The sequence below is a fragment of the Providencia sp. 6390 genome (genome assembly GCF_058148425.1).
Window position 1 is genome coordinate 183977 of the sequence record NZ_JBYVYL010000003.1, and the last position, 24120, is coordinate 208096.

At 39.0% G+C, this 24120-nt stretch carries 23 protein-coding genes, 1 tRNA gene and 1 pseudogene; 15 read left to right on the plus strand and 10 right to left on the minus strand.

Translation table 11 applies throughout. The features are described 5' to 3' along the window. Positions 1-3 precede the first annotated feature (3 nt). From AC3Z9T_RS08235 to AC3Z9T_RS08250, 4 genes are all read left to right on the plus strand, one after another. Complete coding sequence (locus AC3Z9T_RS08235) at positions 4-1872, plus strand: heme lyase CcmF/NrfE family subunit (protein ID WP_490125711.1); 1869 nt, start codon at positions 4-6, stop codon at positions 1870-1872. Beyond that, complete coding sequence (nrfF, locus tag AC3Z9T_RS08240) at positions 1865-2929, plus strand: heme lyase NrfEFG subunit NrfF (RefSeq protein WP_490125712.1); 1065 nt, start codon at positions 1865-1867, stop codon at positions 2927-2929. The genes AC3Z9T_RS08235 and nrfF overlap by 8 nt, the downstream gene beginning before the upstream one ends. A 240-nt stretch (positions 2930-3169) precedes the next feature. After that, positions 3170-3598: a hypothetical protein gene (locus AC3Z9T_RS08245; RefSeq protein WP_490125713.1), complete on the plus strand. Its 429-nt coding sequence runs from the start codon at positions 3170-3172 to the stop codon at positions 3596-3598. Between the two features lie 167 nt (positions 3599-3765). After that, positions 3766-4737 carry a bifunctional helix-turn-helix transcriptional regulator/GNAT family N-acetyltransferase gene (locus tag AC3Z9T_RS08250; RefSeq protein WP_490125714.1) on the plus strand — a complete coding sequence of 324 codons (972 nt, stop codon included), beginning with the start codon at positions 3766-3768 and terminating at the stop codon, positions 4735-4737. Positions 4738-4938: 201 nt separating this feature from the next. Here AC3Z9T_RS08250 and AC3Z9T_RS08255 read toward each other — a convergent pair whose 3' ends face one another. Further along, positions 4939-5082, minus strand: coding sequence for a hypothetical protein (locus AC3Z9T_RS08255; RefSeq protein WP_490125715.1), 144 nt, complete (start codon positions 5080-5082; stop codon positions 4939-4941). 503 nt (positions 5083-5585) lie between these two features. On the opposite strand from AC3Z9T_RS08255, the gene AC3Z9T_RS08260 reads away from it, so the two are divergent. Beyond that, positions 5586-5801, plus strand: a complete 216-nt coding sequence (locus AC3Z9T_RS08260) for a hypothetical protein (RefSeq protein WP_490125716.1) — start codon at positions 5586-5588, stop codon at positions 5799-5801. A 304-nt stretch (positions 5802-6105) separates the two neighbouring features. Here the strand turns inward: AC3Z9T_RS08260 and AC3Z9T_RS08265 are convergent, their stop codons facing one another. The 4 genes from AC3Z9T_RS08265 to AC3Z9T_RS08280 all read right to left on the minus strand — a co-directional run bounded on the left by AC3Z9T_RS08265 (position 6106) and on the right by AC3Z9T_RS08280 (position 9605). Beyond that, complete coding sequence (locus AC3Z9T_RS08265; RefSeq protein ID WP_490125717.1) at positions 6106-6765, minus strand: MarC family NAAT transporter; 660 nt, start codon at positions 6763-6765, stop codon at positions 6106-6108. A gap of 135 nt (positions 6766-6900) precedes the next feature. After that, positions 6901-8544, minus strand: coding sequence for an FUSC family protein (locus tag AC3Z9T_RS08270; RefSeq protein WP_490125718.1), 1644 nt, complete (start codon positions 8542-8544; stop codon positions 6901-6903). Positions 8545-8547: 3 nt separating this feature from the next. After that, positions 8548-9396, minus strand: a complete 849-nt coding sequence (locus AC3Z9T_RS08275; protein ID WP_490125719.1) for an efflux RND transporter periplasmic adaptor subunit — start codon at positions 9394-9396, stop codon at positions 8548-8550. Continuing rightward, positions 9396-9605, minus strand: a complete 210-nt coding sequence (locus AC3Z9T_RS08280) for a hypothetical protein (protein ID WP_490125720.1) — start codon at positions 9603-9605, stop codon at positions 9396-9398. The genes AC3Z9T_RS08275 and AC3Z9T_RS08280 overlap by 1 nt, the downstream gene beginning before the upstream one ends. Positions 9606-10202: 597 nt before the next feature. Between AC3Z9T_RS08280 and AC3Z9T_RS08285 the strand changes: the two genes are divergently transcribed. Genes AC3Z9T_RS08285 through AC3Z9T_RS08300 form a run of 4 tightly spaced genes read left to right on the plus strand, consistent with a single transcriptional unit; the run spans position 10203 to position 14215 of the window. Then, on the plus strand, positions 10203-10952 hold the full coding sequence (locus AC3Z9T_RS08285; protein WP_490125721.1) for a sugar phosphate isomerase/epimerase family protein: 750 nt from the start codon (positions 10203-10205) through the stop codon (positions 10950-10952). Between the two features lie 4 nt (positions 10953-10956). After that, a complete protein-coding gene (locus tag AC3Z9T_RS08290; protein ID WP_490125722.1) occupies positions 10957-11928 on the plus strand; it encodes a sugar kinase in 972 nt (323 codons plus the stop codon). Between the two features lie 22 nt (positions 11929-11950). Further along, positions 11951-13231, plus strand: a complete 1281-nt coding sequence (locus AC3Z9T_RS08295) for an MFS transporter (RefSeq protein ID WP_490125723.1) — start codon at positions 11951-11953, stop codon at positions 13229-13231. An 18-nt stretch (positions 13232-13249) separates the two neighbouring features. Next, the gene (locus tag AC3Z9T_RS08300; protein ID WP_490125911.1) at positions 13250-14215 is read left to right on the plus strand and encodes an NAD(P)-dependent oxidoreductase; all 966 of its coding nucleotides are present in this window, start codon (positions 13250-13252) and stop codon (positions 14213-14215) included. Positions 14216-14262: 47 nt separating this feature from the next. Here AC3Z9T_RS08300 and AC3Z9T_RS08305 read toward each other — a convergent pair whose 3' ends face one another. From AC3Z9T_RS08305 to AC3Z9T_RS08315, 3 genes are all read right to left on the minus strand, one after another. After that, positions 14263-15303, minus strand: coding sequence for a LacI family DNA-binding transcriptional regulator (locus AC3Z9T_RS08305; protein ID WP_490125724.1), 1041 nt, complete (start codon positions 15301-15303; stop codon positions 14263-14265). Between the two features lie 146 nt (positions 15304-15449). Beyond that, positions 15450-15956, minus strand: a complete 507-nt coding sequence (locus AC3Z9T_RS08310; protein ID WP_490125725.1) for an NB-ARC domain-containing protein — start codon at positions 15954-15956, stop codon at positions 15450-15452. Between the two features lie 537 nt (positions 15957-16493). Beyond that, a complete protein-coding gene (locus tag AC3Z9T_RS08315; RefSeq protein WP_490125726.1) occupies positions 16494-16865 on the minus strand; it encodes a hypothetical protein in 372 nt (123 codons plus the stop codon). A gap of 411 nt (positions 16866-17276) precedes the next feature. Between AC3Z9T_RS08315 and AC3Z9T_RS08320 the strand changes: the two are divergent. Then, positions 17277-17536: pseudogene (locus tag AC3Z9T_RS08320) on the plus strand (integrase); the annotation flags it as partial. Positions 17537-17557: 21 nt separating this feature from the next. Here AC3Z9T_RS08320 and AC3Z9T_RS08325 read toward each other — a convergent pair. Next, positions 17558-17634 (minus strand) — tRNA-Arg (locus tag AC3Z9T_RS08325). Positions 17635-17823: 189 nt separating this feature from the next. Here AC3Z9T_RS08325 and folD point away from each other — a divergent pair. From folD to fruA, 5 genes are all read left to right on the plus strand, one after another. Beyond that, a complete protein-coding gene (gene folD / locus AC3Z9T_RS08330) occupies positions 17824-18681 on the plus strand; it encodes a bifunctional methylenetetrahydrofolate dehydrogenase/methenyltetrahydrofolate cyclohydrolase FolD (RefSeq protein WP_490125727.1) in 858 nt (285 codons plus the stop codon). 17 nt (positions 18682-18698) lie between these two features. Then, positions 18699-18911, plus strand: a complete 213-nt coding sequence (ybcJ, locus tag AC3Z9T_RS08335; RefSeq protein WP_490125728.1) for a ribosome-associated protein YbcJ — start codon at positions 18699-18701, stop codon at positions 18909-18911. A gap of 401 nt (positions 18912-19312) precedes the next feature. Then, positions 19313-20458, plus strand: a complete 1146-nt coding sequence (gene fruB / locus AC3Z9T_RS08340; protein WP_490125729.1) for a fused PTS fructose transporter subunit IIA/HPr protein — start codon at positions 19313-19315, stop codon at positions 20456-20458. Next, complete coding sequence (gene fruK / locus AC3Z9T_RS08345) at positions 20455-21399, plus strand: 1-phosphofructokinase (protein WP_490125730.1); 945 nt, start codon at positions 20455-20457, stop codon at positions 21397-21399. The genes fruB and fruK overlap by 4 nt, the downstream gene beginning before the upstream one ends. A gap of 11 nt (positions 21400-21410) precedes the next feature. Then, positions 21411-23105, plus strand: coding sequence for a PTS fructose transporter subunit IIBC (gene fruA / locus AC3Z9T_RS08350; protein WP_490125731.1), 1695 nt, complete (start codon positions 21411-21413; stop codon positions 23103-23105). Between the two features lie 84 nt (positions 23106-23189). On the opposite strand, the gene AC3Z9T_RS08355 is transcribed toward fruA, so the two are convergent. After that, positions 23190-23960, minus strand: a complete 771-nt coding sequence (locus AC3Z9T_RS08355; RefSeq protein WP_490125732.1) for a hypothetical protein — start codon at positions 23958-23960, stop codon at positions 23190-23192. Positions 23961-24120 lie beyond the last annotated feature (160 nt).

Below are 24120 nucleotides of genomic sequence, written 5' to 3' on the forward strand. Positions count from 1 at the left end.
TAATTGGAACTATTCTTACCTGAAATTGGCTTTATTAGCTTATTACTAGCACTGTGTATTAGTAGCTATCATGCCATATTTGGCTTGATTGGCCTTTATCAACACGCCCCAAAAACCGTTTTGTGGGGCGTGCGTTGTTCTCTATTACAATTCAGTTTTTTATTAATAGCTTTTGCTTGCCTGACATTCAGTTTTATTCAAAGTGACTTTTCGGTTATCTATGTTGCCCAACATAGCCATCGCCTTTCCCCTCTGGCAATCAAAATTGCCGCTGTTTGGGGAGGCCATGAAGGCTCATTACTGTTATGGGTATTGCTGCTGGCAGGCTGGACACTGATGTTTGCCTACCGTTATCGTCAACAACAACATCCTTTATTTGCTTACTCATTAGCAATACTGGCGGCGATGGCTGCGGTACTACTGTGGTTTATTGTTGTTTATTCAGATCCTTTTGTACGTCTATTCCCCCCCGCCATCGAAGGGCGTGATCTTAATCCTATGTTGCAACATTGGGGCCTCATATTACATCCCCCACTGCTCTATTTAGGCTACGGTGGGTTAATGGTGGTTACTGCCTTGGTGCTGTCTGCCCTTCTTGCTGGTCATTTTAGTCAAGTCATCGCGTGGTTATGTTGGCGTTGGTTAGTGCCTAGCTGGTGCATATTAACGTTTGGCATCATACTAGGTTCATGGTGGGCTTACAGTGAATTAGGATGGGGTGGCTGGTGGTTTTGGGATCCCGTTGAAAATGCGTCATTACTACCTTGGTTATCAGCAACTGCCCTATTGCATAGTTTAGCCATATCAAGAAAACAAGGAAAATATCGCCATTGGTCGATGATATTAGCGATAACCACCTTTATTTTAGCTTTACTGGGAACACTGATTGTTCGTTCAGGCATTTTAGTTTCAGTACATGCTTTTGCACTTGATAATGTTCGAGCTATCCCATTATTTATTCTATTTATTATCATGAGCCTAATGGCGTTATTGGTTTACGCGATCAAAGCGAGACCTTCACCTATTTTAACAAAAAGCCAATTAACGCCACAAGAAACCTTCATACTATTAACGCTTATTTTATTTGTAATAGTACTGTTTATTGTATTAATTGGTACCCTCTACCCAATGCTTTACAGCATGTTTGGATGGGGAAAAATATCTGTCGGCGCACCTTACTTTAACCAAACATTATTACCGTTCGGCTTGCTCATGTTAGCGGTTATTGTTCTTTCAGCAAGATACAAAACGTCTTCACGACTTCGCGGGTATTTATATATCGGTATGACCATTATTATTGGATTAATCTATTACTTAACCACCAATGATAAATTAATTAGCAGTATCGCAACCGTAGCAACACTCCTTTTATTACTACTTTGGTTACGCCCTGTAACGCAAATACAAAAACAATTAGCTTCTTTAGTTGCCCATACTGGCGTGATTGTATTTGCTACTGGTCTCGCCTTTTCAGTTGTCAGCAAACAAGAAATTAGCGCTAATATTACGGTTGGAAATTCTGTCTCACTCGCAGGTTATCAATTTCACTTCAAACAAATCAAACTTGCTGCCACTCCTAACTATACAACTGAAAAAGCCCTAATTACGGTAACTCAGCAGAGCAAATTTATTACCGATCTGGACATTGAACGACGTTTTTATACAGCTCGCCAGCAATTAATGATAGAGCCTGCGATGCATTGGGGATTGCGACGAAATTGGTATGCAGTGCTAGGTGAGAAAACAGGCGATGAACGCTATGCAATACGTCTCTATGTGCAAGATGGCGTCCAATGGATTTGGGGAGGCGCTGTGACGATGTGTATTGGCGTTTTTATTGGTTGGACCAAAGGAAGAGCTAAACATGCGTAAGTTTCACCTTTACCTACTTGCCCTGCTACTGTTGTTGATCAACCTCGCCCATGCCGATATCGTTGATACTTGGCAGTTTACCAATACAGAACAGCAAACCCTGTCATTAAAAATCGCAGCACAACTGCGTTGCCCACAGTGCCAAAATCAGAATTTACTTGGATCTAACGCACCAACTGCGGTTAGCATGCGCCATCAGGTATACAAAATGGTCGCAGAAGGGAAAACAGAGCCACAAATTCTCTCTTACATGACCGAACGTTATGGCGATTTTGTACTCTATAACCCACCATTACAGGCAGGTACATTGATACTGTGGGCGGTGCCATTCGTTGCCTTATTATTCATTTGCTTATTTGCTTGGCGTTTACTGAAACATCGTTCTCTCATAATTTCCTCTCAAATCGAGAAAACAATTGCGGCTCAACGCCAACTATCAAAGCAACTTGAGAATGCGCTCCCTATGCAGACGACTAATAAAACATTTTATCCGCATAATCATTCATTAATAATACTCATTATAATAATTGCTCTAGTAAGTTATTTTTTATTACCTCGTTTCACAGCAACCTATCATGAATATCAACGTCTCTCAGATCCACTACAAATATTAACCCCAATAGAGCAACAACATAATGATTTTCTTCGACTGCAAAGTGATATTCGCCAATCACCTGAAAATGGAGAGCTTTGGGCGATCCTTGGTGAATATTACTTATATCAAAACAGTTATGATAATGCCTTAATCGCTTATACGCAGGCGCTGAAATATTCAGGAGAGAGTGCACAGCTCTATTCGGCTATCGCGACGGTGCTATATTATCAAGCAGGTCAGCACATGACCGATGACACTTTAGTCATGATCAATAAATCATTATCACTTGATAAACATGAAGTTACAGCTTTAATGCTACTCGCATCGGATGCATTTATGAATGCAAATTACGCTGAAGCCATTAATCTATGGCAAATATTACTCGATAGTAATAATTCTAGGATTAATAGAAAACAGTTAATAGAAGCAATTAATATGGCAAAAACAATACAACGTAAATAATAAAATCAATACAACTCTATTTATGAGATAAACTAAAACAAAAAACCATTACTGAAAATAAAAATTAGCACATAATAGTATGTTTAAATAAATTTAACATAACAATTCTTTTTAAATTGTAATTGTTTGTTTTTATTTAGCTATTGTTATTTCCGATCCATATAACCCTACTTTTATCCGTGCTATTTTATGATAGTCAAATAAAGATTGTTTTCACTCAGCAGATAAAAGAGCCATATCATGAAAAAGAACATATTTGCATATTTAATTATCGCGCTTATAGCGGGCGGTTCTTTTGTCGCAGGTATGATAGCAAACTACACGCCCGATCTTGATATCGTAAAAAAATCACAAAAAGCTGTTGAAGATTTCCTACCTTTTCCTGAAACCGCTGAATATAAAAATGTTCACTATTACTCAGTAAGAGAAACCCTTGATCACGGACTGTTAGGCTATGTTTGTGGTGATGTCCTGATCTTCAAGAATGAAAAATCCTTCAGCTATAGACGGTTTTTAGTCAAAACCTATATGCATAACGACGGTAGAAATGTCGTTTCTATCCCTTTGATTGAACGCCCAGAAAACAAATTCCCAAGTGAAGACTTCAATAATGTTTGGAATGATTTTTGCCATGAACAAACCGGTAGTTCACCGACTTATAAAGAATAATAGCCAATTATTATAAGGCATATTTATTATAAGGCTCTATGAGAGAATATTTTTAATTCACCCTAACCTCCTCATAGTTTGAACATTCTCTCTGTTTACTTAAAAATCAGATTGACTGGGAAAAATAATTAGTTGCATATTACAACTAATTGTCAGAGGAGGTTAACATGGATCCTATCAGTGATTTAACCAAGCAAATTCGTTCTTCATCAAGAATCATGGTCCGTGAGTTAGGTTTTATGCACTCAACCCTTGCCGCAACTGATTATAGCCCTTCAGCGGTTCACGCCCTACTTGAAATAGAACAAAACCCGCCCATTACTGCCGCTCATCTCGTCGAAATATTAGGTTTAAAAAAATCAACCGTCAGTCGTCTGATTCAGAAATTGATCCATAACGGTGAAATAGAAGAATCAGCCAATATTGCAGATGGGAGATTAAAAAACTTATCTCTTACCGCTAAAGGTAAAAGCTTAGTCAGTGACATTCATCGTTTTGGTCAACAACAAGTCACATCCGCATTGGCACAATTAGTCTTTAAACAGCAACAAATCGTTGCAGAAGGAATGACTCTTTATGCCAATGCACTTAAACAACAACGTTTAGGACAAACGATAACCTCCCCCCAATCAATCGATATTGTTGAAGGATATCAATCAGGATTAATTGGTCGAATGACCCAAATGCACGCTGAGTTTTACTTTAAGCATGCCAACTTTGGTGATTTTTTTGAAAGACAAATAGCAACAGGCGTTAGTGAATTTATTAATAGAATCAATGAGCCTTGTAATCAGATTTGGAGCGCGGTGCATAATAATCGTATTGTTGGTTCTATTGCCATAGATGGACAAGATCTCGCTAACAGCCATGCTCATTTACGTTGGTTTATTATTGACCAAGAATGCAGAGGAATGGGTGCAGGTAAATTGCTACTCGACAAAGCACTTTCGTTTTGCCACGCACAATCTTTTAATGCGATAGAACTTTGGACATTTAAGGGATTACTTGCCGCCTCTAAGCTTTACCAACAAGCTGGATTTCAACTTGTCCAAGAACAAGAAGGCACTCAATGGGGAACATCCGTCATAGAACAGCACTACATTAAAAAATTTATAGGCTGTGGCTGCTCTGCGTCATAAACGGTGAAGTTTCCCACATCTCAAGCCACTGCCGTCTATACCACGGATTTACGGCTGATTTAGCTAAGTAATTCGAGGTTCAGCTAAGTGACAAGCGAATGAGACGTTAGAAGTAGACATAAGTATGTGACTAGCGCTAGGGAGCGTAGTCACTGATGCCGTACTGAAACTTAAAGTATAACGAGTATAGTTAGCTAATAATCAACTCGCGAAGTGTAATAACATAATATAAGTTAGGTCGCCCATAACACTGCTGTGATACAGGGATTCGAACGGTGAATAAACCATTTTGATAGTTGCAGCAATAGAGTTACCGAGTAGCTCGATGGGGTCAAAGGCTGGCATAGTGTTCTCCTATTTTCTTTTTAGAGTAAGCGACTCTGTCACAACGCTCAATCAGAATAGTAGCAATCATGACTGAATTAATCGCTATTAATAGATTCAATAATTAGAATATATTAAGTTGCTCGCTGATTTGTGAGTTAATTCACATGCCACAACATTGACAGGTAGTCATACTTAATCGATATTTATGTTTTTTTACTCTATTTATTTGTATTAATTGGCAATTCTAAAAAACAAGACAGTAATGAGATTAATTCAATTAAAATCAAATCGTTACAAAAGCTCAACAATTAGCCAATGTGGTTATGCCTTTATTGATTTTCAATAAACCATAGAATTAATAAAATTTTTAAATTATTGAACGTGTATTATCCACTTTTAAAGAGTTAAATTTGATTTTTCCAAATTCTCTTTGAAAATTAACCGCACAAATAGCCAATAAAAGCTTCAATATTATATTTAAATCATATACACTTCTCACGTAACTGTGAAAAGGAATTGTTATGTTTAGGTTTATTGAATCATTTGTTAGTGAATTAACTCATGTGATGTCTGTAAATAGCCGCCGTATCATTGTAGGCATTTTAGCGATTGCGACTCTTTCAACAACGATTACCATGGAGTCAATAAACATCTATTTTATCGCTGCCTTTTTATCCGTCAGCATATCACTTTATCTACCTGAAATTTATAGGTTTTTAATGAATAAAGTCAACTAATCCCAGTATTCGCATGAGCATGGGGAATTCTTTTTATATTATATAATGATTATTCACTATTAGTTATCTTTAGACATTTACATGTTAGCCTCTCATTCAGCTATTTTTCATAATTTATAAAGTAATACATAGGCGATAAAAGAAAATTAATACTCTTCAGCATTAATTTACTACTTTTACCAATAATAACGTTGCGAATTCTGCCAGCGAAGATCATTTAACACCCTATTCAGTCAGGAACTGGTAACTTTTCAGGTGTTATTGATATTAAATCAGAGCTATATCGCGACAGTGTTTAGTAAAACTAGCTAAAAAAACCAGAACGAGTCAGCTCCCCAATACCAGTAATAACAAACTGCACGCCCATACAAACTAGCAAAAATCCCATTAGTCGGGATATTGCATCAATACCACCTTTACCAAAAAACTTCATAATAAGATTTGAGCTTTTTAGACACGCCCATAAAATGACGGCAAAAATCAAAAATACCAATGGTGGCGCAACGATAATAACCCAATGCGGATAAGCACTTTCATTAGTAATTGCAGATGAAGCCATACTGATAATCATCGCGATAGTACCTGGCCCTGCAGTACTTGGCATCGCAAGAGGAACAAATGCAACACTGGATGTGTTATCGACTGTCTTTTCCCCTTCATCATGAGCATTGTTTACGACGACAGGGAATAGCATCCGAAAACCAATGTAAGCGACAATAAAACCCCCCGCAATCCTCAAACCTGGGATAGTGACACCAAAAGTGTTCATGATCGCTTGCCCTGAATACCATGAAACCAACATGATAAAAAAGACATAAACAGGCGTCATTTTTATGGTTTTCTTACGTGCCTCAATCGTCATTCCACCCGATAAACCAAGAAACAATGCAACGGTAGTGAGTGGGTTTGATAATGGCAACAATACCACTAACCCAATTCCTATCGCTGTTAATAGCTCAAACATAACCACCTCTTACCTTATGAATATATACTCGTTATACTTCAAGTTGCAGCGGCGTTGACTACACTACGCTCGCAGAGTCACCGTGTTTTCGATGCTCCCCATCTATCTTCGCTTGTTGCCTACCTGCAACTCGAATTATTTAGAATATAACAAAAAGCCAATAACTTCTTTGGCATATTGAATACTAAAATCAGAATGGTTATTTTCCGAACCATTAAGAACTCTCAATATATTATCTTTATCATCTCTAATTGATACTGCATAAATAACCCTAACCATCAATTCTCTTACCTGCTCTGATTGTGACAATTCATATAAGCTAATCAAGGCAATTAACACGTAAAACTGGTTAATATTTTTATGCTCAGATAATGAATTTACGTTCATTAATAACGTATTACGAATTTTTCTAAGAACTAATTCATTTAATGATAATGTATTTATTTTGCATAAAATAAAATTAACTTTACGTGCTTCTCGCTGCTGTGCACGACTTAATGGGATAATATACAGCATCAAAATGACAATAATGATCGAAAAAATAAGCGCTATAGCAGTATTTGCGAAGAAAACAAAATCAAAATCCATCGGATTAGTAAAATTAATTAAAAATATTATTGAAATACACATAATATGAGAAATCAAAAAAGCTAACTTACCCATCGTTTTTAAGACACCAAGTATGATAAATATTGGGATCATGATCAAGGTAGCCTGTATAAAACTTGATGCTTGGATTAAAAAGAAAAATTTCAACACATAGCTCAAAGCGATAACCAAAAGTGCAACAATAAATACAATGAAAGCAAGCTTATTAGCATTGGGAATGGTAACCCCAAAGGTAAAAGAAATACTCACTAACACAGGTAATATGTAACCATATTCCCAACCCGTATTAAGCCAAAACATCACACTAATCACTAAGCTAACCACTAGCCTTAATGTGTTTAAAAAAGCATCTTTCCAATCAAAAAATGCATAAAACTGACAGTTTGAACCATCTTCAATTTCTTTTTTTAAGTTTAAAAACTGACTATACTTGGCGTACCTTAAAAATTTCCGGTCCACCATGCCAATCACTGACAAAGTCACTAACATCGGCAATTTTAATATTTGGCTACTCGCCTTCTTAAACGATAGAAAATGGCTTTCATACTGGCTCACTTCATCATAAGCAATACTATCCGCAATAATAATGGACAAGCCTTTTATGGTGCCATTCGTATCACCTTTGAATAAACTTGATAACACACTTTTTCTGTCTACCTTTATTTTACCCTTCAGTAGAACTGTTTGTGGTGTATTTGACCGATTTGGCAATGCATAGCTAATAAAGGTATAAACAATGATACCTATCATGACCTCCATTAACCTTTCTTGAGACAAATTAAATATTGTCATTGGCAATGGGTAAACCGAGGTACCAAAAGCTATAATCGCAGAAGTATATCCCGATAATGAAAACATATAAGGCATCATATAACGTGAAATTAATGCCATAAACAAACACACTGACAACCAAACAATAATCAAAGAGGTAAAGAGCCAATGGTCACTGAGACTAATATTCGCGATGAATGTAACTGCGATAACACCAATAAAACTTCCAGCAAGACGTGCTGCCATTTTAGCTAGGCTTAATGACGGATCAGGATAGCCGATGATAGCAACCGTCATCATTGACCAATAAGGTTTATCAAAACCAAAATATGATGAAATATACCAAGCCAATAAAATGGCTAGCGTATATTTAACTGCGAATACCCAATTTAATTTCATTACTTAATCTTCAATAAATACAGTGCAAGTCGTACCTGGAATAAGGGTAATGCCTTGTGTATCTTGTAATGATATCTTAATAGGTACTCTTTGCGCTAACCGAACCCATGGATAATTAGGCTGTACATTTTCAAGTAATTGGCTTCCTGTCGTTGAGTTATTATCGTCAATTGCACGACCAATGCTTTGTACTTTCCCTGCTAATTGATGATTGTTACCATATAGTTTTATCGTTGCCCTATCACCAACAACAACATTAGCCATTTTTGTTTCTTCTAAATAAGCGATAACATAAAAAGAATCTTTATCGACGATAGCAAACAGAGGAGAACCTGCGTTGATATAATTCCCTGCCCGTAAATTCAAATTGGTAATAAAGCCATTCACCGGTGAACGAATTTGTGTTCTTGATAGATCAAGTTTAGCTTTTTCAATCTTCACTTTTGCTAATTCAATTTTTTTAGCTAAGCTTTCTTGACGCGATTTTGCATCGTCTAGCTCTTCCTTCGATATTGCTACCTGACTTAATTTAGTACGCCTTGTTAATTGACTCTTAGCAAAATTGTATTGGACTACTAAATCATTAAGTTCTAATTCTGATTCACGTAGTTTAATTTCATAATCAGTAGGGTCAACAACTAGCAATAACTCACCTTGTTTAACCTCTTGATTATCGATGATCATCAGCTGTTCAACTTTCCCAGAAACCTCTGCGGTCACTTGGTTGATTTCAGCCCTCACTCGACCATCACGGGTCCATGGACTTAATGCATAGTGATCCCATAATAAATATATTGACGAAATGATGATGAATACAGATATTACAATTAATAAATATTTCTTTATATTCATTATATTACCAACCATGAATTAATAATCAAATGCATAATCAAAATACAGAAAAAAAGCATAGCAATGTCAAACAAGCTTCCTGCATATTCATATTTGCTGACTAAATTTGCATAAACAACTCTAATTAATAACCATGAAAAAAAACCTAAAAAAAATACCAAAGCAATGCCTGGTATAAAAACCGTGCCCCCTAAAATTAAATCTTCCATACGGTTATCCCATGAACAAAAAACGACCAAGCAATATTAATCATTATCTTATCTAGATGATTATATTACTAATAAATTACAATGTATAATTTGAAAGCATCAAAAGTTAACTTGTTAGAGTTAAACACCAAATCTAGTCATAATCCATCATTTTACAGATAAATAAAATCACGATAAATACCTGTATTCTCATTAGTCACTTAGTGAGTTTTCTAATTAAATTTACACCGTATAAATAACAACATAGCTCAATTGAGCCCCCTATATTCTAATCAAACAGGTGTTTATTTCGTTCACTGTTAAAGTCAATTACAACAAAAATGAGTAAAAAATATCTACCGTGTAATTCAATACTTATTAAGCCGAAATGACTTTTTGACTTCGCAGGTTTAACCTAAAACCTTTCATCTCATTCGAAAAATAAACATTTCACTCAAACAAGTTGTGACAGAGATCGACTATTCAAACTTTGTGATCATCAGTTAGTGATAAAGCTCTAGTTTTTATCTTTATTGACTAGAACTTGAAATGGAACCGGTCCCATAATTCATCATCAGCTATCGTCAAAGGCAAAGTAACTCGAAGCCGAGGAAAGTTATGAGCAAACAAATCATTGTCGTCACAGCCGCCTATGGGGCAAGTAAAGTCAAACATATGGGTGGGCAGAAGGCGCTATTAGATATTATTCATGAGGCAACCGCTGATGGCGTTGAAATTCGTCAAGAGTTGTTACTTGATGATGACAAACTGCATGAGATTTCAGCTAATTTACAGTCTCGCCAATTAACCGCTGTCTATTCAGTGCCTGACACATTATTTCATGACGGCATTTTGATTGAACAACAAAAATTGCATCGCTATTTAGAGCAAGCTCAGCAGTTGAACGCATGCTTCCTCAAATTATCTTTAGGCTATCTCCCCGTCAGCTATGACCTCAGTTCTATAGTTAATCTATTAAATGATTTCTCAGTACAACTCGTGATTGAGAATGATCAAACTGATGTTGGTGGCCATATTACGCCATTAAAACGCTTTTTCACCGATATCTCATCTCAAAAATTACCGATTAAGATGGCCTTCGATATGGCGAATTGGACTTGGCTTGATGAGGATCCACTACAAGCCGCTCATGAGTTTGCACCTTTCGTTGCCTATATTCATGTCAAAGCGAGTTATCTACGCTCAGATAAACGAATCGCTATTCCTTTAGATGACAGTGATGGCTCTTGGAAAAATGTGTTACTCGCCCTCCCTACAGACGTTCCACGTGGTATTGAGTTTCCTTTAGAGGGTGATGACCTAGTCACAATGACTAAACACTATGTTTCATTATTGAGGGGGATTTGAAACCATGACAAATCAATTAGATGTTATCACCCTCGGTGAAGCCATGATGATGTTCGTCGCAACACAAACCGGTGAATTACATGATGTTGAGTGTTTTCTCCGTCGAGCTGCAGGTGCAGAACTCAATGTTGCCATTGGTCTCTCACGTATTGGGTTGAAAAGTGGCTGGGTGAGTCGAGTGGGTAATGACTCATTTGGTCGTTTTATTCAAGCAACCTTGCATAAAGAGCAAGTTGATAGCCAATGCGTTAAGGTTGACTCGTTATATCCAACGGGTTTTCAGCTGAAATCTAAAGCTGAAGATGGTAACGATCCCACTGTTGAATACTTCCGAAAAGGCTCAGCAGCAAGCCACCTCTCTACAACTGATTTTAACCAGCCGTATTTTCATTCCGCACGTCATTTACATTTAAGTGGTGTTGCAGCGGCTTTATCCACAACCAGCTACGAATTGTGTTTATATGCAGCAAAATGGATGAAAAATGCAGGCAAAACCCGCTCATTTGATCCCAACTTACGCCCTTCTCTTTGGAAGAGTGAACAAGACATGGTCAGTAAACTAAACCAATTAGCCTTCCAAGCAAATTGGGTATTACCTGGCCTCAAAGAAGGGAAAATCCTCACTGGTTTTGATGCGCCTGAAGCGATCGCTGATTTCTATTTATCTCATGGTGTCGAACTGGTTGTTATCAAGACGGGTGAACAAGGTGCCTATTATAAAACCGTAGCCGGTCAACAAGGTGTCGTACCTGCATTTAAGGTACAGAACGTTATTGATACCGTTGGTGCTGGTGATGGCTTTGCTGTTGGCGTCATCAGTGCATTGCTTGAGGGTTTGACACTACATCAAGCCGTTGAAAGAGGTAATTTTGTTGGCGCTCGAGCTATTCAAGTCATTGGTGATAGTGAAGGCTTACCTACTAAAGCACAGCTGCAGCAAGAAATGGTATCACTTACTCCTAGTGTCACTGCCTAACGCGTTAAAGAAGGAATACATCATGACAATGAGAACCCCTGCCGCATCTCGTTGGTGGCGCATCATGCCAATTGTGTTTATCACCTATAGCCTTGCCTACTTGGATAGAGCGAACTATAGTTTTGCTGCCGCTGCTGGGATCAATGCCGATTTAGGGATCACAAAAGGCATGTCTTCACTGCTTGGCTCTCTGTTTTTTCTTGGCTACTTTTTCTTTCAGATCCCCGGTGCCATTTATGCTGAAAAACGCAGCGTACGTAAATTAATTTTTGCCTGCATTTTCTTGTGGGGACTGTTTGCTAGTTTAACCGGTATGGTCAGTAATATACCGATGCTAGTAATCATCCGTTTCAGCTTAGGAGTGGTTGAAGCTGCGGTCATGCCTGCCATGCTAATTTATATCAGTAATTGGTTTACGCAATCAGAACGCTCACGAGCAAACACTTTTCTGATCCTCGGAAACCCAGTCACTGTTCTATGGATGTCAGTTTTATCCGGCTACCTGATCCAAGCTTTTGGTTGGCGTGAAATGTTTATCATTGAAGGAGTGCCTGCCATTTTATGGGCATTCTTTTGGTGGAAAACCGCACGCGACAAACCAAAGCAAGTTAATTGGCTAAGCCAGCAAGAAAAAGATGATTTAGACAAAATACTCAGCGATGAACAAAAAAACATCAAACCTGTTCGCAATTATCGTGAGGCCTTCAAATCACGTAATGTTGTCTTACTGTGTGCACAATATTTCTGTTGGAGTATTGGTGTTTATGGCTTTGTGTTGTGGCTACCTTCGATTATTCGTGGAGCTTCTAACCTTGGTATGATTGAAACTGGTTGGCTCTCAGCGGTGCCTTACCTTGCCGCAACAATTGCGATGATCTTAGTCTCTTGGGCATCAGACCGAATGCATAACCGCAAATTATTTGTCTGGCCAATGCTCCTTATCGGCGCAATCTGTTTCCTTAGTTCTTATCTGCTTGGTAGCAGTAATTTCTGGCTTTCCTATACATTATTAGTGATCGCTGGCGCCGCCATGTATGCACCTTATGGCCCATTCTTTGCCATTATTCCTGAAATGCTACCCAAAAACGTCGCCGGTGGCGCGATGGCATTAATTAATAGCATGGGTGCTCTAGGTTCATTCTTTGGTTCATGGTTTGTAGGTTATTTGAATGGCGCAACTGGCAACCCAAGTGCCTCTTATATGTTTATGGGGCTTGCTTTATTAGCCTCGGTTTTCTTTACTATCATTGTAAAACCAAGCCAAAAACAAAGTGGTAATCTAACTACCATAAAACACGCTTAATCGAGATGAACAGACATGATGAAAAAAAATATTATTTTATATAAAGCCATACCATCTGACCAACTTGAGCGTTTACAACAACGATTTAATGTCACTATTTTCGATGGGATTACCCCAGAAAATGAAGCCGATTTCAAACAAGCGCTGACGACCGCTGATGGCATCATTGGAGCAAGCTACCCCATCACAGTAGATGAACTGTCAATCGCGCCTCATTTAAAAGTCGCATCAACCATTTCAGTTGGCATTGACCAATTTGATGTCGATGCCATGAATGAACGAGGTATCGCTCTAATGCATACCCCCAATGTATTAACAGAAACCACTGCTGACACCATTTTTACCTTAGTATTATGTAGCGCTCGACGGATCATCGAGATGGCCGAAATGGTCAAAAATGGCCAATGGACGAAAAGCATTGATGAAAGCGCCTATGGCAGCAATGTGAATGGCAAAACAATGGGTATTTTAGGTATGGGACGAATTGGCTATGCTGTAGCCAAACGTGCTCATGCAGGTTTTGGCATGCCAATTTTGTATTACAGTAACCACAATCACCCAGAAGCAGAAAACCAACTCAACGCACGCCGTTGTGATTTAGACACCTTACTTGCAGAGTCTGATTTTGTGTGTGTCGTTGTACCACTACTTCCTTCAACAGAGAAGTTGATTGGTAAAAATGAGTTGCAAAAAATGAAATCGAGCGCTTTTTTGATTAATGGCTCCAGAGGAAAAATTATCGATGAAAAAGCGCTGATTGATGCATTGGAACAAGGCACTATCCGCGGTGCGGGCTTAGATGTATTCGAAGTCGAGCCACTTCCATTGGATTCAAAACTACTAACATTACCTAATGTTGTTGCTCTGCCCCATATTGGCTCAGCAACCCATGAAACCCGTTATGCGATGGTTGAATGTGCAGTAGATAACTTAATTGCGGCTTTGGATGGCGATCTCAGCCATAACTGTGCAAATCTGAAATAAACGATACTGATTTGGGTAGTCGGTTACTCGTTACCGACTACTTCGTTCTACAATGTTGTTGAGTTACGTACCAACAACTCACCATTAAATAAATATTGAGTAGGTTCTTTTTCTGGATCTGCTAATTTCTCAAGTAAGCAAGTCACCGCTTTATGACCCATTTCAGCAGTAGGTTGTGAAACAGATGTAATACCTTGCCCTGCGAGAGCGGCCCAATCTAAATTATCGAAGCTAAGAAAGCCAATATCAGCCCCCCAACGTAGCCCTAATTTATTCAAAGCATAAGCCATTTGTAAGGTTAATACGCCATTGGCAGCCACCACCGCTTTACGCATACCGCGATGAGAACGACAAAATTCAGTAATAATCAGCTCTAGGCTGTCGGGATCAGGCAAAGTGACCTCATGATATTCCCCCTTTATCTGCTGATTGTCATGCAGAACGTGTTGAAATGCCTGTAAACGTTCTTGACGCGCACTATTATAAATAATGGGTTCAGTAATCAAACAAATGGCCTCAAAGCCTTGGTCTATTAAATGATGAAATGCCATATTGGCAGAGGCTGGATTATCTAACCCCACCATATCGCAAGGGAAATTAGCAATTTTCCTATCGAGTAAAACAAAAGGTAATGTGGTCTCTGCCAATGCATCAATAAATTGTTGATTAACACCAGCTGAGTTAATAATTAATCCATCAACTCGATAGCTTTTTAGCAGTTGAATAAACTGACATTCTCTTTCAATACTATTGTTTGCATTACAGACTACCGTCATAAAACCTTGTTTTATCGATTCTGACTCAACCCCTTTTAGGACTTCAACTGAAAATGGGTTAGCAATATCAGCAATAATTAAACCAATAAGACCCGTTCTACCTTGTTTTAAGCTACGTGCCATTTGATTTGGGTGGTAATTTAATTCACGGATCGCAGCTTCAATGCGTTGACGTAGTTTGTCTGATAATAAATGGAATTCACCATTTAAATAACGCGAAATACTGGTTTTACCTGCTTGAGCTCTGGCAGCGACATCTTTAATGGTAACAACCTTTTGTGTTTTACGAACCATAGCGTCAAATTTATCCATAACAGGTTTATCTATTTAGCTATCTTAATTGAAAGTAGGCCAATTCACTATAAATCCAATGATAGAAAACACGATGACTGGTGCAATTAAGCGTAGTCACATATACCTTAACAAAAAGCACTGCAATTTGAAGTATGGCGAGTATATCACTTTAGCTCGCTTAGATGCCGCTTAATTGCAGTTGAACACTGCTTAGCATCATCAATAGTGATAATTTTTGGAGAAAAATGTGGGTTTGACGCAAAAAACTGATCTAATTGACGATCAAATTGCTTGGCAAAATCAAGTAATTCAAAAGTATTTGCGACTGTTTCTTTCGGCGTTGTTGCTACTATTTTTGACCATAAGAAGCGCTTAACAATTCGAATCATACAAAGCCAATATGGCGTTTTTAGCCTAATAATCAATGAACAAGATTCAAAAAAAGGCACCATCCGCCTATCATAAGCCCCTTCAACTATCCAAGCATCTTGAGATTTTATATTGGAAACTAAGGATTCAATCACATGCTGATGATTTTTGATATATTCACCACCACTTTTATCCCAATACACATCATCATACCCATAATTTGGAGTATTAAATTCAATAGAAAGCTTTTTAGCTAATGTGGTTTTCCCTGCGCCTGAAATACCAACAATACAAATTTTCACATTAATCCTCTGAAAACAAAAGCAAAAAAACATTATTTAGTACAATAGATGGACGCTATGTTTGATAGTAAAAACATAAACGAATATATTCCCATCAAAGATGTTACACCCGATCATATAAAAAAAATACTATCTGAATTTACCAGTCGTGGAACATTCGCTGGGTAAATAAGGCTAGGTCTAACTTACCTGCTATATTTAACTTTGGGTTAATAGTTCCTGCGTAAATTTATAATATTCTTTAAGTCACGATAACTAAATCATCAAAAAATTAAATTAATCTAGCAACGCAGGATAAATACTATTCTGCTCCGGAAGAAAATAGCTTTACAAAAATAAGCTTGGGGGCATCAGACTGGAAGTCATTAATAGCGCCAATATAACCATACCGACGCTATTGCGATTATTAGAACCCAAACTTTCTCATCGAGGCATAGTTTAGCATAAGGAACGCCGTAAATTAGAAAGCCTTCACGTGACACTCAATCACTAAGGTACGCGCGATAGCAAACCCTAGTTTCATAAAAATAATATTATCTATTTATGGAGTACTGCTACACCTGAAATTTTATCGGATTCACAGCTCGTTATCTTAATAACCGAATTTGATAAATATGCCGTATTCATCAGCTTGAACATGGCTTGTCCGTAATAATTTATAATCGGTTCCGATACAGATATTTCATTTGTACTATCACTTTCATTAGTATTATTATTACGTAACGTTATAGTGAAATATGCCCGTTTATTACTGACATTTTGTGCGCCTAATGTTATTGAAGAGATTCTTTTCTCTTTATTAACATACGAACTACAATTCTCCGCAAATGCTTTATTCGCTTTATTTGTGCTCGCCATAACAAAACTTGGCACCAATAAACACATTAATAACATTATTTTTTTCTTCATTATATCGTTCCTATTTTTCAGAGTTAGTTTTAAAATAATTTACACATCCAGAGTAGCTAACAACAACTGAATTTATTTTATCGCCACTGCTATTTAATATAAAATAGGCTATTCTTTTAAGTACTATTTCGCTTCTTCCATTTTAAACTCTATGACTCAATTCCACTTGAATATCAGTTTTATTATTCATAGCACACTCACCATAATTAAAATCACGAAACAAATATTTATTTATCTTTATTTAACCAAACGATAGAGGGTAAAAGCTATTTTTAAAATTAGTAAGAAATGATGATAATAAACAGTCTATTTTAGAAATTATTCTATTGAAGCACTGTGTTAAATTAAAACCATAAAAAAATACAGACATTACTCACGTTTAATGTCAACAACACTAAAGAGAGGTCAGGCGGAACATTAATACCAAGTATTAGAAAAATATGAATTGATTCTAACACTGCATGGAAAGCCGCACTGAAAAGAGCAGGAATTGAAAAATTCCGCTTTCAGTTTTACAAGAAATGGGTAGATGGGGATCAGTTGATATGGTGAGAAGCTATGTGCACTAAACACCCAATCATTTAACTGAACACACAAAGCAAATAGATACTATTTTCGATACTTGCGCCCCAAAAACATCCCAGCTAGCAAGAGTGGAGAATTTTAAATGATGGTAATTGATTGAGAATTAATGGTACGCCCTACAGGGTTCGAACCTGTGACCTACGGCTTAGAAGGCCGTTGCTCTATCCAGCTGAGCTAAGGGCGCATTGGGGAAATGCTTCAGCCTATCTGGCTGATGGCGTTGAATTATACGGTTGCTACGCGCCGAGTCAATGGCTTTTCTCTACTAAAATAACTATCTGCTCATTTTATGTTACAGATGGGACTGACATTAGTGCTAACTTCTGACAAAATAGATCTATCCCCAAAGTCTCATATATGGATTAAGTCACAGATGTTAGCAAAAATTATTGATGGGAAAACGATTGCGCAGACAATTAGGCAGGAAGTTGCCCAAAAAGTACAACAACGTCTCGAGCAAGGCAAGCGTGCTCCTGGCCTAGCGGTTATTTTAGTCGGTGCAAACCCCGCTTCACAAATCTATGTGGGCAGCAAACGTCGTGCCTGTGAAGAAGTCGGTTTTCTCTCGCGTTCTTATGATTTGCCGGATACCACAAGCGAAGCAGAACTTCTAAAGCTGATTGACGATTTAAACCAAGACACTGAAATTGATGGTATCTTAGTCCAATTGCCACTTCCTGCTGGTATTGATAATGTGAAAGTGATCGAGCGCATCCATCCAGACAAAGACGTTGATGGCTTCCATCCTTATAACGTTGGCCGCTTGTGTCAACGTGCTCCACGTTTGCGCCCTTGTACTCCAAGAGGGATCGTCACGCTATTAGATCGTTATGGTATCAACACTTATGGCCTAAATGCCGTTATCATCGGTGCATCAAACATTGTTGGTCGCCCAATGAGCCTTGAATTATTACTGGCGGGTTGCACCACAACCGTAACTCATCGCTTCACCAAAGATCTAGAACAGCATGTCCGTAATGCAGATTTGTTGGTGGTTGCTGTGGGTAAACCTAATTTTATTCCTGGTGAGTGGGTCAAACCGGGTGCCATCGTCATTGATGTTGGTATTAATCGCCTTGAAAATGGTAAAGTTACCGGTGATGTTGACTTTGATGAAGCCTCAAAACATGCATCTTGGATCACCCCAGTACCGGGTGGTGTTGGCCCGATGACAGTTGCCACACTTATCCAAAACACGCTACAAGCGTGCGAAGAATATCACGATATTTAATGTAATCAGGAGCAGTAATGGAAATTTTCAAACTTGAAGGCTACCCACACATTGAACTGTGTGATTTGCTCAAAATTGAAGGTTGGGCAGAAAGTGGTGCAATGGCTAAAGCGATGATCGCTGACGGTTTAGTTCAAGTTGATGGCGTCATTGAAACACGCAAGCGTTGCAAGATCCCCGCAGGTAAAATCGTTTCTATGGGTAGCCAAAAAATCAAAGTTCAAGATTAAATACAAAAGTAGCTGATACTCGTATCAGCTACTTATCCCCCATTTGCCATTCATATCAAAAATTCACTCCCCTTTATCATTTTGTTGAGAGTTCGATCAAAAACCCTCTTGCTCACCGATAATCTGCCCAATATTTTTGTTTTTTTATTCATGACTAGATCAAAACATCACCTTCAGCAAGCTTCAGCAAAATATCATTTCGAGTGTTAAAATTAGATTGCGATCACATTTATGTATTAATTCATTAGTCATGTGAAGATAATATCGAGTAGATTAATTAAGCAAAACGAAACGATTCAGCGATAATGATAACGATAACAGAAGCATATTAAGTCAAATGCACCGTAATGAAACGACCCTTAGCTGAATCGATTCTACTATCATGATAATGAGGAGTGACTATGTTAAACCTGTCAGTACAAGATATACATCTTGCAGCTGCGGCGGATAGTAAAGAAGAGGCTATCAAGCAAGTTGCCGCAGCGCTAGCTGAAGCAGGCTATGTTAAAGATGGTTATGTACTTGGCATGCTCGCAAGAGAGAGCCAAGCGCCGACTTTCCTAGGCAATGGTATTGCTATCCCTCACGGCACCACAGACACCCGTGATCAAGTGATCAAAACAGGGGTAGCCGTATTCCAATTCCCTCAAGGTATTGATTGGGGGGATGATCAAGTCGCCTACATTGTTATTGGTATTGCAGCACGTTCAAACGAACATCTCGCACTATTGCGCCAACTTACACATGTCATCAGCGATGAAGCGACAGCTCAAACTATGGCGCAAGCAGATTCAGCTGAACTTCTACGTAGCCTTTTAATGGGCGAGAAAACCATTCAGCCGCTCAAGTTTGATGGCACCATGGTGAAATTAAACACCGAAGCTAGCAGTTTAAATTCGCTACAAGTCTTGAATTTGGCTCATCTGCAAGATCATCAAGCCATTAACGCTGAATTTATCTCTCATGTTTTGACCCATGATCCACATTACCTTGGACAAGGTGTTTGGTTAAGTGATAGCCCAGCAGGTAATCTGCACAGCGCAGTCACACTGGCCACAACCAAGTCAGCTCTGAGCTATCAAGATCATCCCGTTAAAATACTGATCACACTCTCATACGCAGATGAACAAGTCGCACTATTTCTTTCTAACCTGAATCAATTACTTCAGCACCAACAAATTGATACTTTGTTGCAAGTCACTGATGCTGATGCACTTGCCTCTTTATTAGCTGGTAGCAACCAACCTGAAACCACAGCGTCTGAAGGTATTACTGAGGAATTTGTAGTTCGTAATCCACACGGACTGCATACACGTCCAAGTACATTATTAGTCAGCACAATTAAAAAATTCGCAAGCAATGTCACTGTGGCTAACCTTGATGGTTCAGCGACCCCTGTTAATGGACGCAGTTTAATGAAAATGGTCAGTTTAGGCGCGAAAAAAGGCCATCGCCTACGTATCAATGCACAGGGGGCTGATGCAGCTGAAGCGATGTCAGCCATCAGTCAAGCTATCAATAGCGGGCTTGGAGAGGAGGTAGAATGAGTCGTAGGGTCGCAACAATCACATTAAATCCAGCCTATGACCTCGTTGGCCTATTACCTGAAATTGATAAAGGTGAAGTCAACTTAGTCAAAACAGCAGGCTTACATGCCGCAGGCAAAGGTATCAATGTCGCTAAAGTCCTTAAAAACCTTGGTATCGATGTCACTGTTGGCGGTTTTCTAGGAAAAGAAAATCAAGATGGTTTTCAAAAGGTTTTCAGCGAAACAGGCATCGCTAACCGCTTCCAAGTGGTCGATGGACGTACACGTATCAATGTCAAACTTACCGAGAAAAATGGTGAAGTCACTGATTTTAATTTTTCCGGTTTTGAAGTAACAAAAGCCGATTGGCAACGCTTTGTTTCTGATTCACTGAGTTGGGCTGGGCAATTCGATATGATTTGCGTTAGCGGCAGCTTACCTAAAGGTGTGGCATTAGAAGAGTTCACCAAATGGATGATGCGTTTACGCAACGAATGTATGTGTGTCATTTTTGATAGTAGCCGTGAAGCGTTTGTTGCAGGTCTAAAAGCCTCTCCTTGGTTAGTTAAACCAAATCATCGTGAACTCGAAATTTGGGCTGGTAAGCCATTACCTACCCGTAAAGATATTGTTGAAGCGGCTAACCAGCTCCGTGCACAAGGGATCGCCCATGTAGTGATTTCTTTAGGCGCTGAAGGTGCCATGTGGGTGAATTCATCCGGCGCTTGGTTTGCTAAACCACCACAATGTGAAGTGATCAGCACAGTGGGTGCGGGGGACTCAATGGTTGGTGGCCTGATCTATGGCCTAATGATGAGTCAAACCAGTGAACATACTTTACGCCTTGCAACTGCCGTATCTGCACTTGCAGTATCGCAACCGAATGTGGGGATCACTGACCGTGAACAACTTGCCCGTATGATGGCACGTGTTGACCTACAACCTTTCAAGCCTGAGTAAGGAAGGACATTATGAAAATATTTATCACAGCAAATCGTCAGCAAAACCCTGCTACGGCTTGGCTTGCGATTGACGCACTAAAAAATGCCGCTTCCACCCAAGAACTCACGGTCACTGAAGATCTATCAGAGGCAGATATTGTTATTGTTGCCGGTGATAGCCTCCCTGAACACTGTGATTTAAAGGGTAAAAAAGTCTATTTCGGCTTCCTCGATAGTGCAGTGCAAAACCCAAATCAATTTATTCAAACTGCACAGCAACAGGCCACTCTCTACCAAGCAACACAGCCCATTGCTGATGTTTCAGCCCCCTTCTCCGTACTCGCCGTCACGGCTTGTCCAACTGGGGTAGCACATACTTATATGTCAGCTGAAGCATTAGAGGCTGAAGCAAAAAAACGTGGTTGGAACATTAAAGTTGAAACGCGTGGCTCCGTCGGTGTTGGTAACGAAATCACAGAGGAAGAGATCGCTAAAGCAGACTTAGTGATTGTTGCCGCAGATATCGAAGTCAATGTCGATAAATTTGCCGGAAAACGCATGTATCGTACGTCGACCAGCGCAGCATTGAAAAAAACCGCTCAAGAGCTCGATAAAGCACAAACAGAAGCCACTCTATTTACACCACAAGGTGGAAAATCAGCAGCACAGGCCGGCAGTAAAAGTGAAAAAAGAGGCGTCTATCGCCACTTGTTAACCGGTGTTTCTTATATGCTACCGATGGTCGTTGCTGGCGGCCTATGTACTGCACTGTCCTTTGCGTTTGGCTTAGATGCATCCAGTGTCGAAGGCTCATTAGCATGGGCACTCAGTTTAATTGGTGGACAAACGGCACTTGCGTTAATGGTACCGGTTCTGTCTGGCTATATTGCTTACTCCATTGCCGATCGAACAGGTTTAACACCGGGCTTGGTGGGGGGCGTATTAGCAACCACTTTAGGGGCAGGTTTTTTAGGCGGGATAATTTCAGGTTTCCTTGCAGGTTACAGTGCGCACTTTATTAGCACTCGCTTGAAATTACCGCAAACTATGGAAGCGTTGAAACCCATCTTAATTGTACCGCTGATTTCAACGTTATTTACTGGTTTAGCGATGATCTATGTTATCGGTCACCCAGTTGCTTGGTTGATGGACTGGCTAACCAACTGGCTAAACACTATGGGAACAACCAATGCGGTCATTTTAGGCGCGATCCTTGGCGCGATGATGTGTACCGATATGGGCGGCCCTGTCAATAAAGCGGCCTATGCCTTTGGGGTTGGTCTATTGAGTTCACAGACTTATGCGCCGATGGCGGCGATTATGGCGGCAGGTATGGTACCACCATTAGCAATGGGCGTGGCGACCTTACTAGCAAGACACAAATTTGTTCCAGCAGAGCGCGAAGCAGGCAAAGCCTCTTTTGTACTTGGTTTGTGTTTTATATCAGAAGGGGCAATTCCCTTTGCCGCTAAAGATCCTATCCGTGTATTACCGACCTGTATTATTGGTGGCGCAATAACTGGAGCACTATCAATGTACTTTGGCATTCAATTAATGGCACCACATGGCGGCTTATTTGTGTTGCTGATCCCCGGTGCTATCAATCATGTATTACTGTACTTACTGGCAATCGTCATTGGTACGTTGGTGTCTGGTATCCTGTATGCCATTATCAAGAAAGCGAGCTCACAAGAGGCGCAACAAGAGATGGCAAGTCTTACTTGATGTTCATATAAACTGAAGTACTTGTATTTTTCCTCCCCCTATATGGGGGAGTTTTTATTTATTAGTACCAACTCGAACTTAGTTTTACTTACCTCGTTGTAAATTACCAAAAATTGGTTCCTCAATACCCGTGCTCCTGTCTGTATAAGCATCTTGCATATATTCTCTAGGTATTTTATAGGATTCTGGCGTTTTTACTGGGATAGGTGGTGGGGTATCATCCTCATCCCGATAATCACTCCATTCGCCTTTACTAGTGCTAATCTTATTTGAGTAAGGTGATCCCTCAGTTTTTTCCATCGCTTTATTTGGCACTGAATAAATGGCCTCATCATCTTTTTTTTCATTCATATTTTTCGACTGAGTTTCAGCTACCTCCGATGAGGATTTTAAAGGAACTACCTGCGGAGACTGATATTGATCTATAAGATCATAATCACTATCAGTACTGAATTCGATGTCATAATCAACACTTGGTGATGCTGTCGATGATGGCGGTAATTTTTGCGATGTATTATCTACATGCCTAGAAATAGAACTAATAGTAGCTAAATCAGTTGTATGAGCTACTGTTTTTTCTCTTTGAATTGAGCAAATTCTCAAAACAGAGTTAATCATAGAAGTGATAGTTTTTTTGACTGTTGCTGCAAATGCAGCAAATCTAGAAGGTGCCGTATCAGACACATTTTTTGTGCTTTTAATATTATCTGTAAAGCGACTTCCTGTTTCAGCGATTCCATTTGATTGTTCTTTCGGGCATTGAACATTCTTCGCTGCTCCAGAATTCCTAGATAATACTTGATTCAATACGTTAAAGTCATTTAAATTCAATTTATTTGGTATAGTACTGTTCATATTATTCCCTTCTTTTTTACCTTGAAAAAGGTAATCTGCTAATTCGTATTACATATTCTTTACCCTCATTATTAACTGTGGCTAAATTAAACTCTTTCAAATTTAGCCACTGTATTGATTGTTTAATTATTTATTCAAACAACTTAAAGTATCCAATTCC

Excerpts from the sequence above, each read along its gene's own strand:
- AC3Z9T_RS08305 (WP_490125724.1), bottom strand. The coding sequence starts at position 15,303 with ATGGATAAATTTGACGCTATGGTTCGTAAAACACAAAAGGTTGTTACC.
- AC3Z9T_RS08260 (WP_490125716.1), top strand. The coding sequence starts at position 5,586 with ATGTTTAGGTTTATTGAATCATTTGTTAGTGAATTAACTCATGTGATG.
- AC3Z9T_RS08265 (WP_490125717.1), bottom strand. The coding sequence starts at position 6,765 with ATGTTTGAGCTATTAACAGCGATAGGAATTGGGTTAGTGGTATTGTTG.
- AC3Z9T_RS08280 (WP_490125720.1), bottom strand. The coding sequence starts at position 9,605 with ATGGAAGATTTAATTTTAGGGGGCACGGTTTTTATACCAGGCATTGCT.
- AC3Z9T_RS08250 (WP_490125714.1), top strand. The coding sequence starts at position 3,766 with ATGGATCCTATCAGTGATTTAACCAAGCAAATTCGTTCTTCATCAAGA.
- AC3Z9T_RS08315 (WP_490125726.1), bottom strand. The coding sequence starts at position 16,865 with ATGAAGAAAAAAATAATGTTATTAATGTGTTTATTGGTGCCAAGTTTT.
- nrfF (WP_490125712.1), top strand. The coding sequence starts at position 1,865 with ATGCGTAAGTTTCACCTTTACCTACTTGCCCTGCTACTGTTGTTGATC.
- AC3Z9T_RS08270 (WP_490125718.1), bottom strand. The coding sequence starts at position 8,544 with ATGAAATTAAATTGGGTATTCGCAGTTAAATATACGCTAGCCATTTTA.
- AC3Z9T_RS08245 (WP_490125713.1), top strand. The coding sequence starts at position 3,170 with ATGAAAAAGAACATATTTGCATATTTAATTATCGCGCTTATAGCGGGC.
- ybcJ (WP_490125728.1), top strand. The coding sequence starts at position 18,699 with ATGGAAATTTTCAAACTTGAAGGCTACCCACACATTGAACTGTGTGAT.
- AC3Z9T_RS08300 (WP_490125911.1), top strand. The coding sequence starts at position 13,250 with ATGAAAAAAAATATTATTTTATATAAAGCCATACCATCTGACCAACTT.
- fruK (WP_490125730.1), top strand. The coding sequence starts at position 20,455 with ATGAGTCGTAGGGTCGCAACAATCACATTAAATCCAGCCTATGACCTC.
- AC3Z9T_RS08295 (WP_490125723.1), top strand. The coding sequence starts at position 11,951 with ATGACAATGAGAACCCCTGCCGCATCTCGTTGGTGGCGCATCATGCCA.
- fruB (WP_490125729.1), top strand. The coding sequence starts at position 19,313 with ATGTTAAACCTGTCAGTACAAGATATACATCTTGCAGCTGCGGCGGAT.
- AC3Z9T_RS08355 (WP_490125732.1), bottom strand. The coding sequence starts at position 23,960 with ATGAACAGTACTATACCAAATAAATTGAATTTAAATGACTTTAACGTA.
- folD (WP_490125727.1), top strand. The coding sequence starts at position 17,824 with ATGTTAGCAAAAATTATTGATGGGAAAACGATTGCGCAGACAATTAGG.
- AC3Z9T_RS08290 (WP_490125722.1), top strand. The coding sequence starts at position 10,957 with ATGACAAATCAATTAGATGTTATCACCCTCGGTGAAGCCATGATGATG.
- fruA (WP_490125731.1), top strand. The coding sequence starts at position 21,411 with ATGAAAATATTTATCACAGCAAATCGTCAGCAAAACCCTGCTACGGCT.
- AC3Z9T_RS08275 (WP_490125719.1), bottom strand. The coding sequence starts at position 9,396 with ATGAATATAAAGAAATATTTATTAATTGTAATATCTGTATTCATCATC.
- AC3Z9T_RS08285 (WP_490125721.1), top strand. The coding sequence starts at position 10,203 with ATGAGCAAACAAATCATTGTCGTCACAGCCGCCTATGGGGCAAGTAAA.
- AC3Z9T_RS08255 (WP_490125715.1), bottom strand. The coding sequence starts at position 5,082 with ATGCCAGCCTTTGACCCCATCGAGCTACTCGGTAACTCTATTGCTGCA.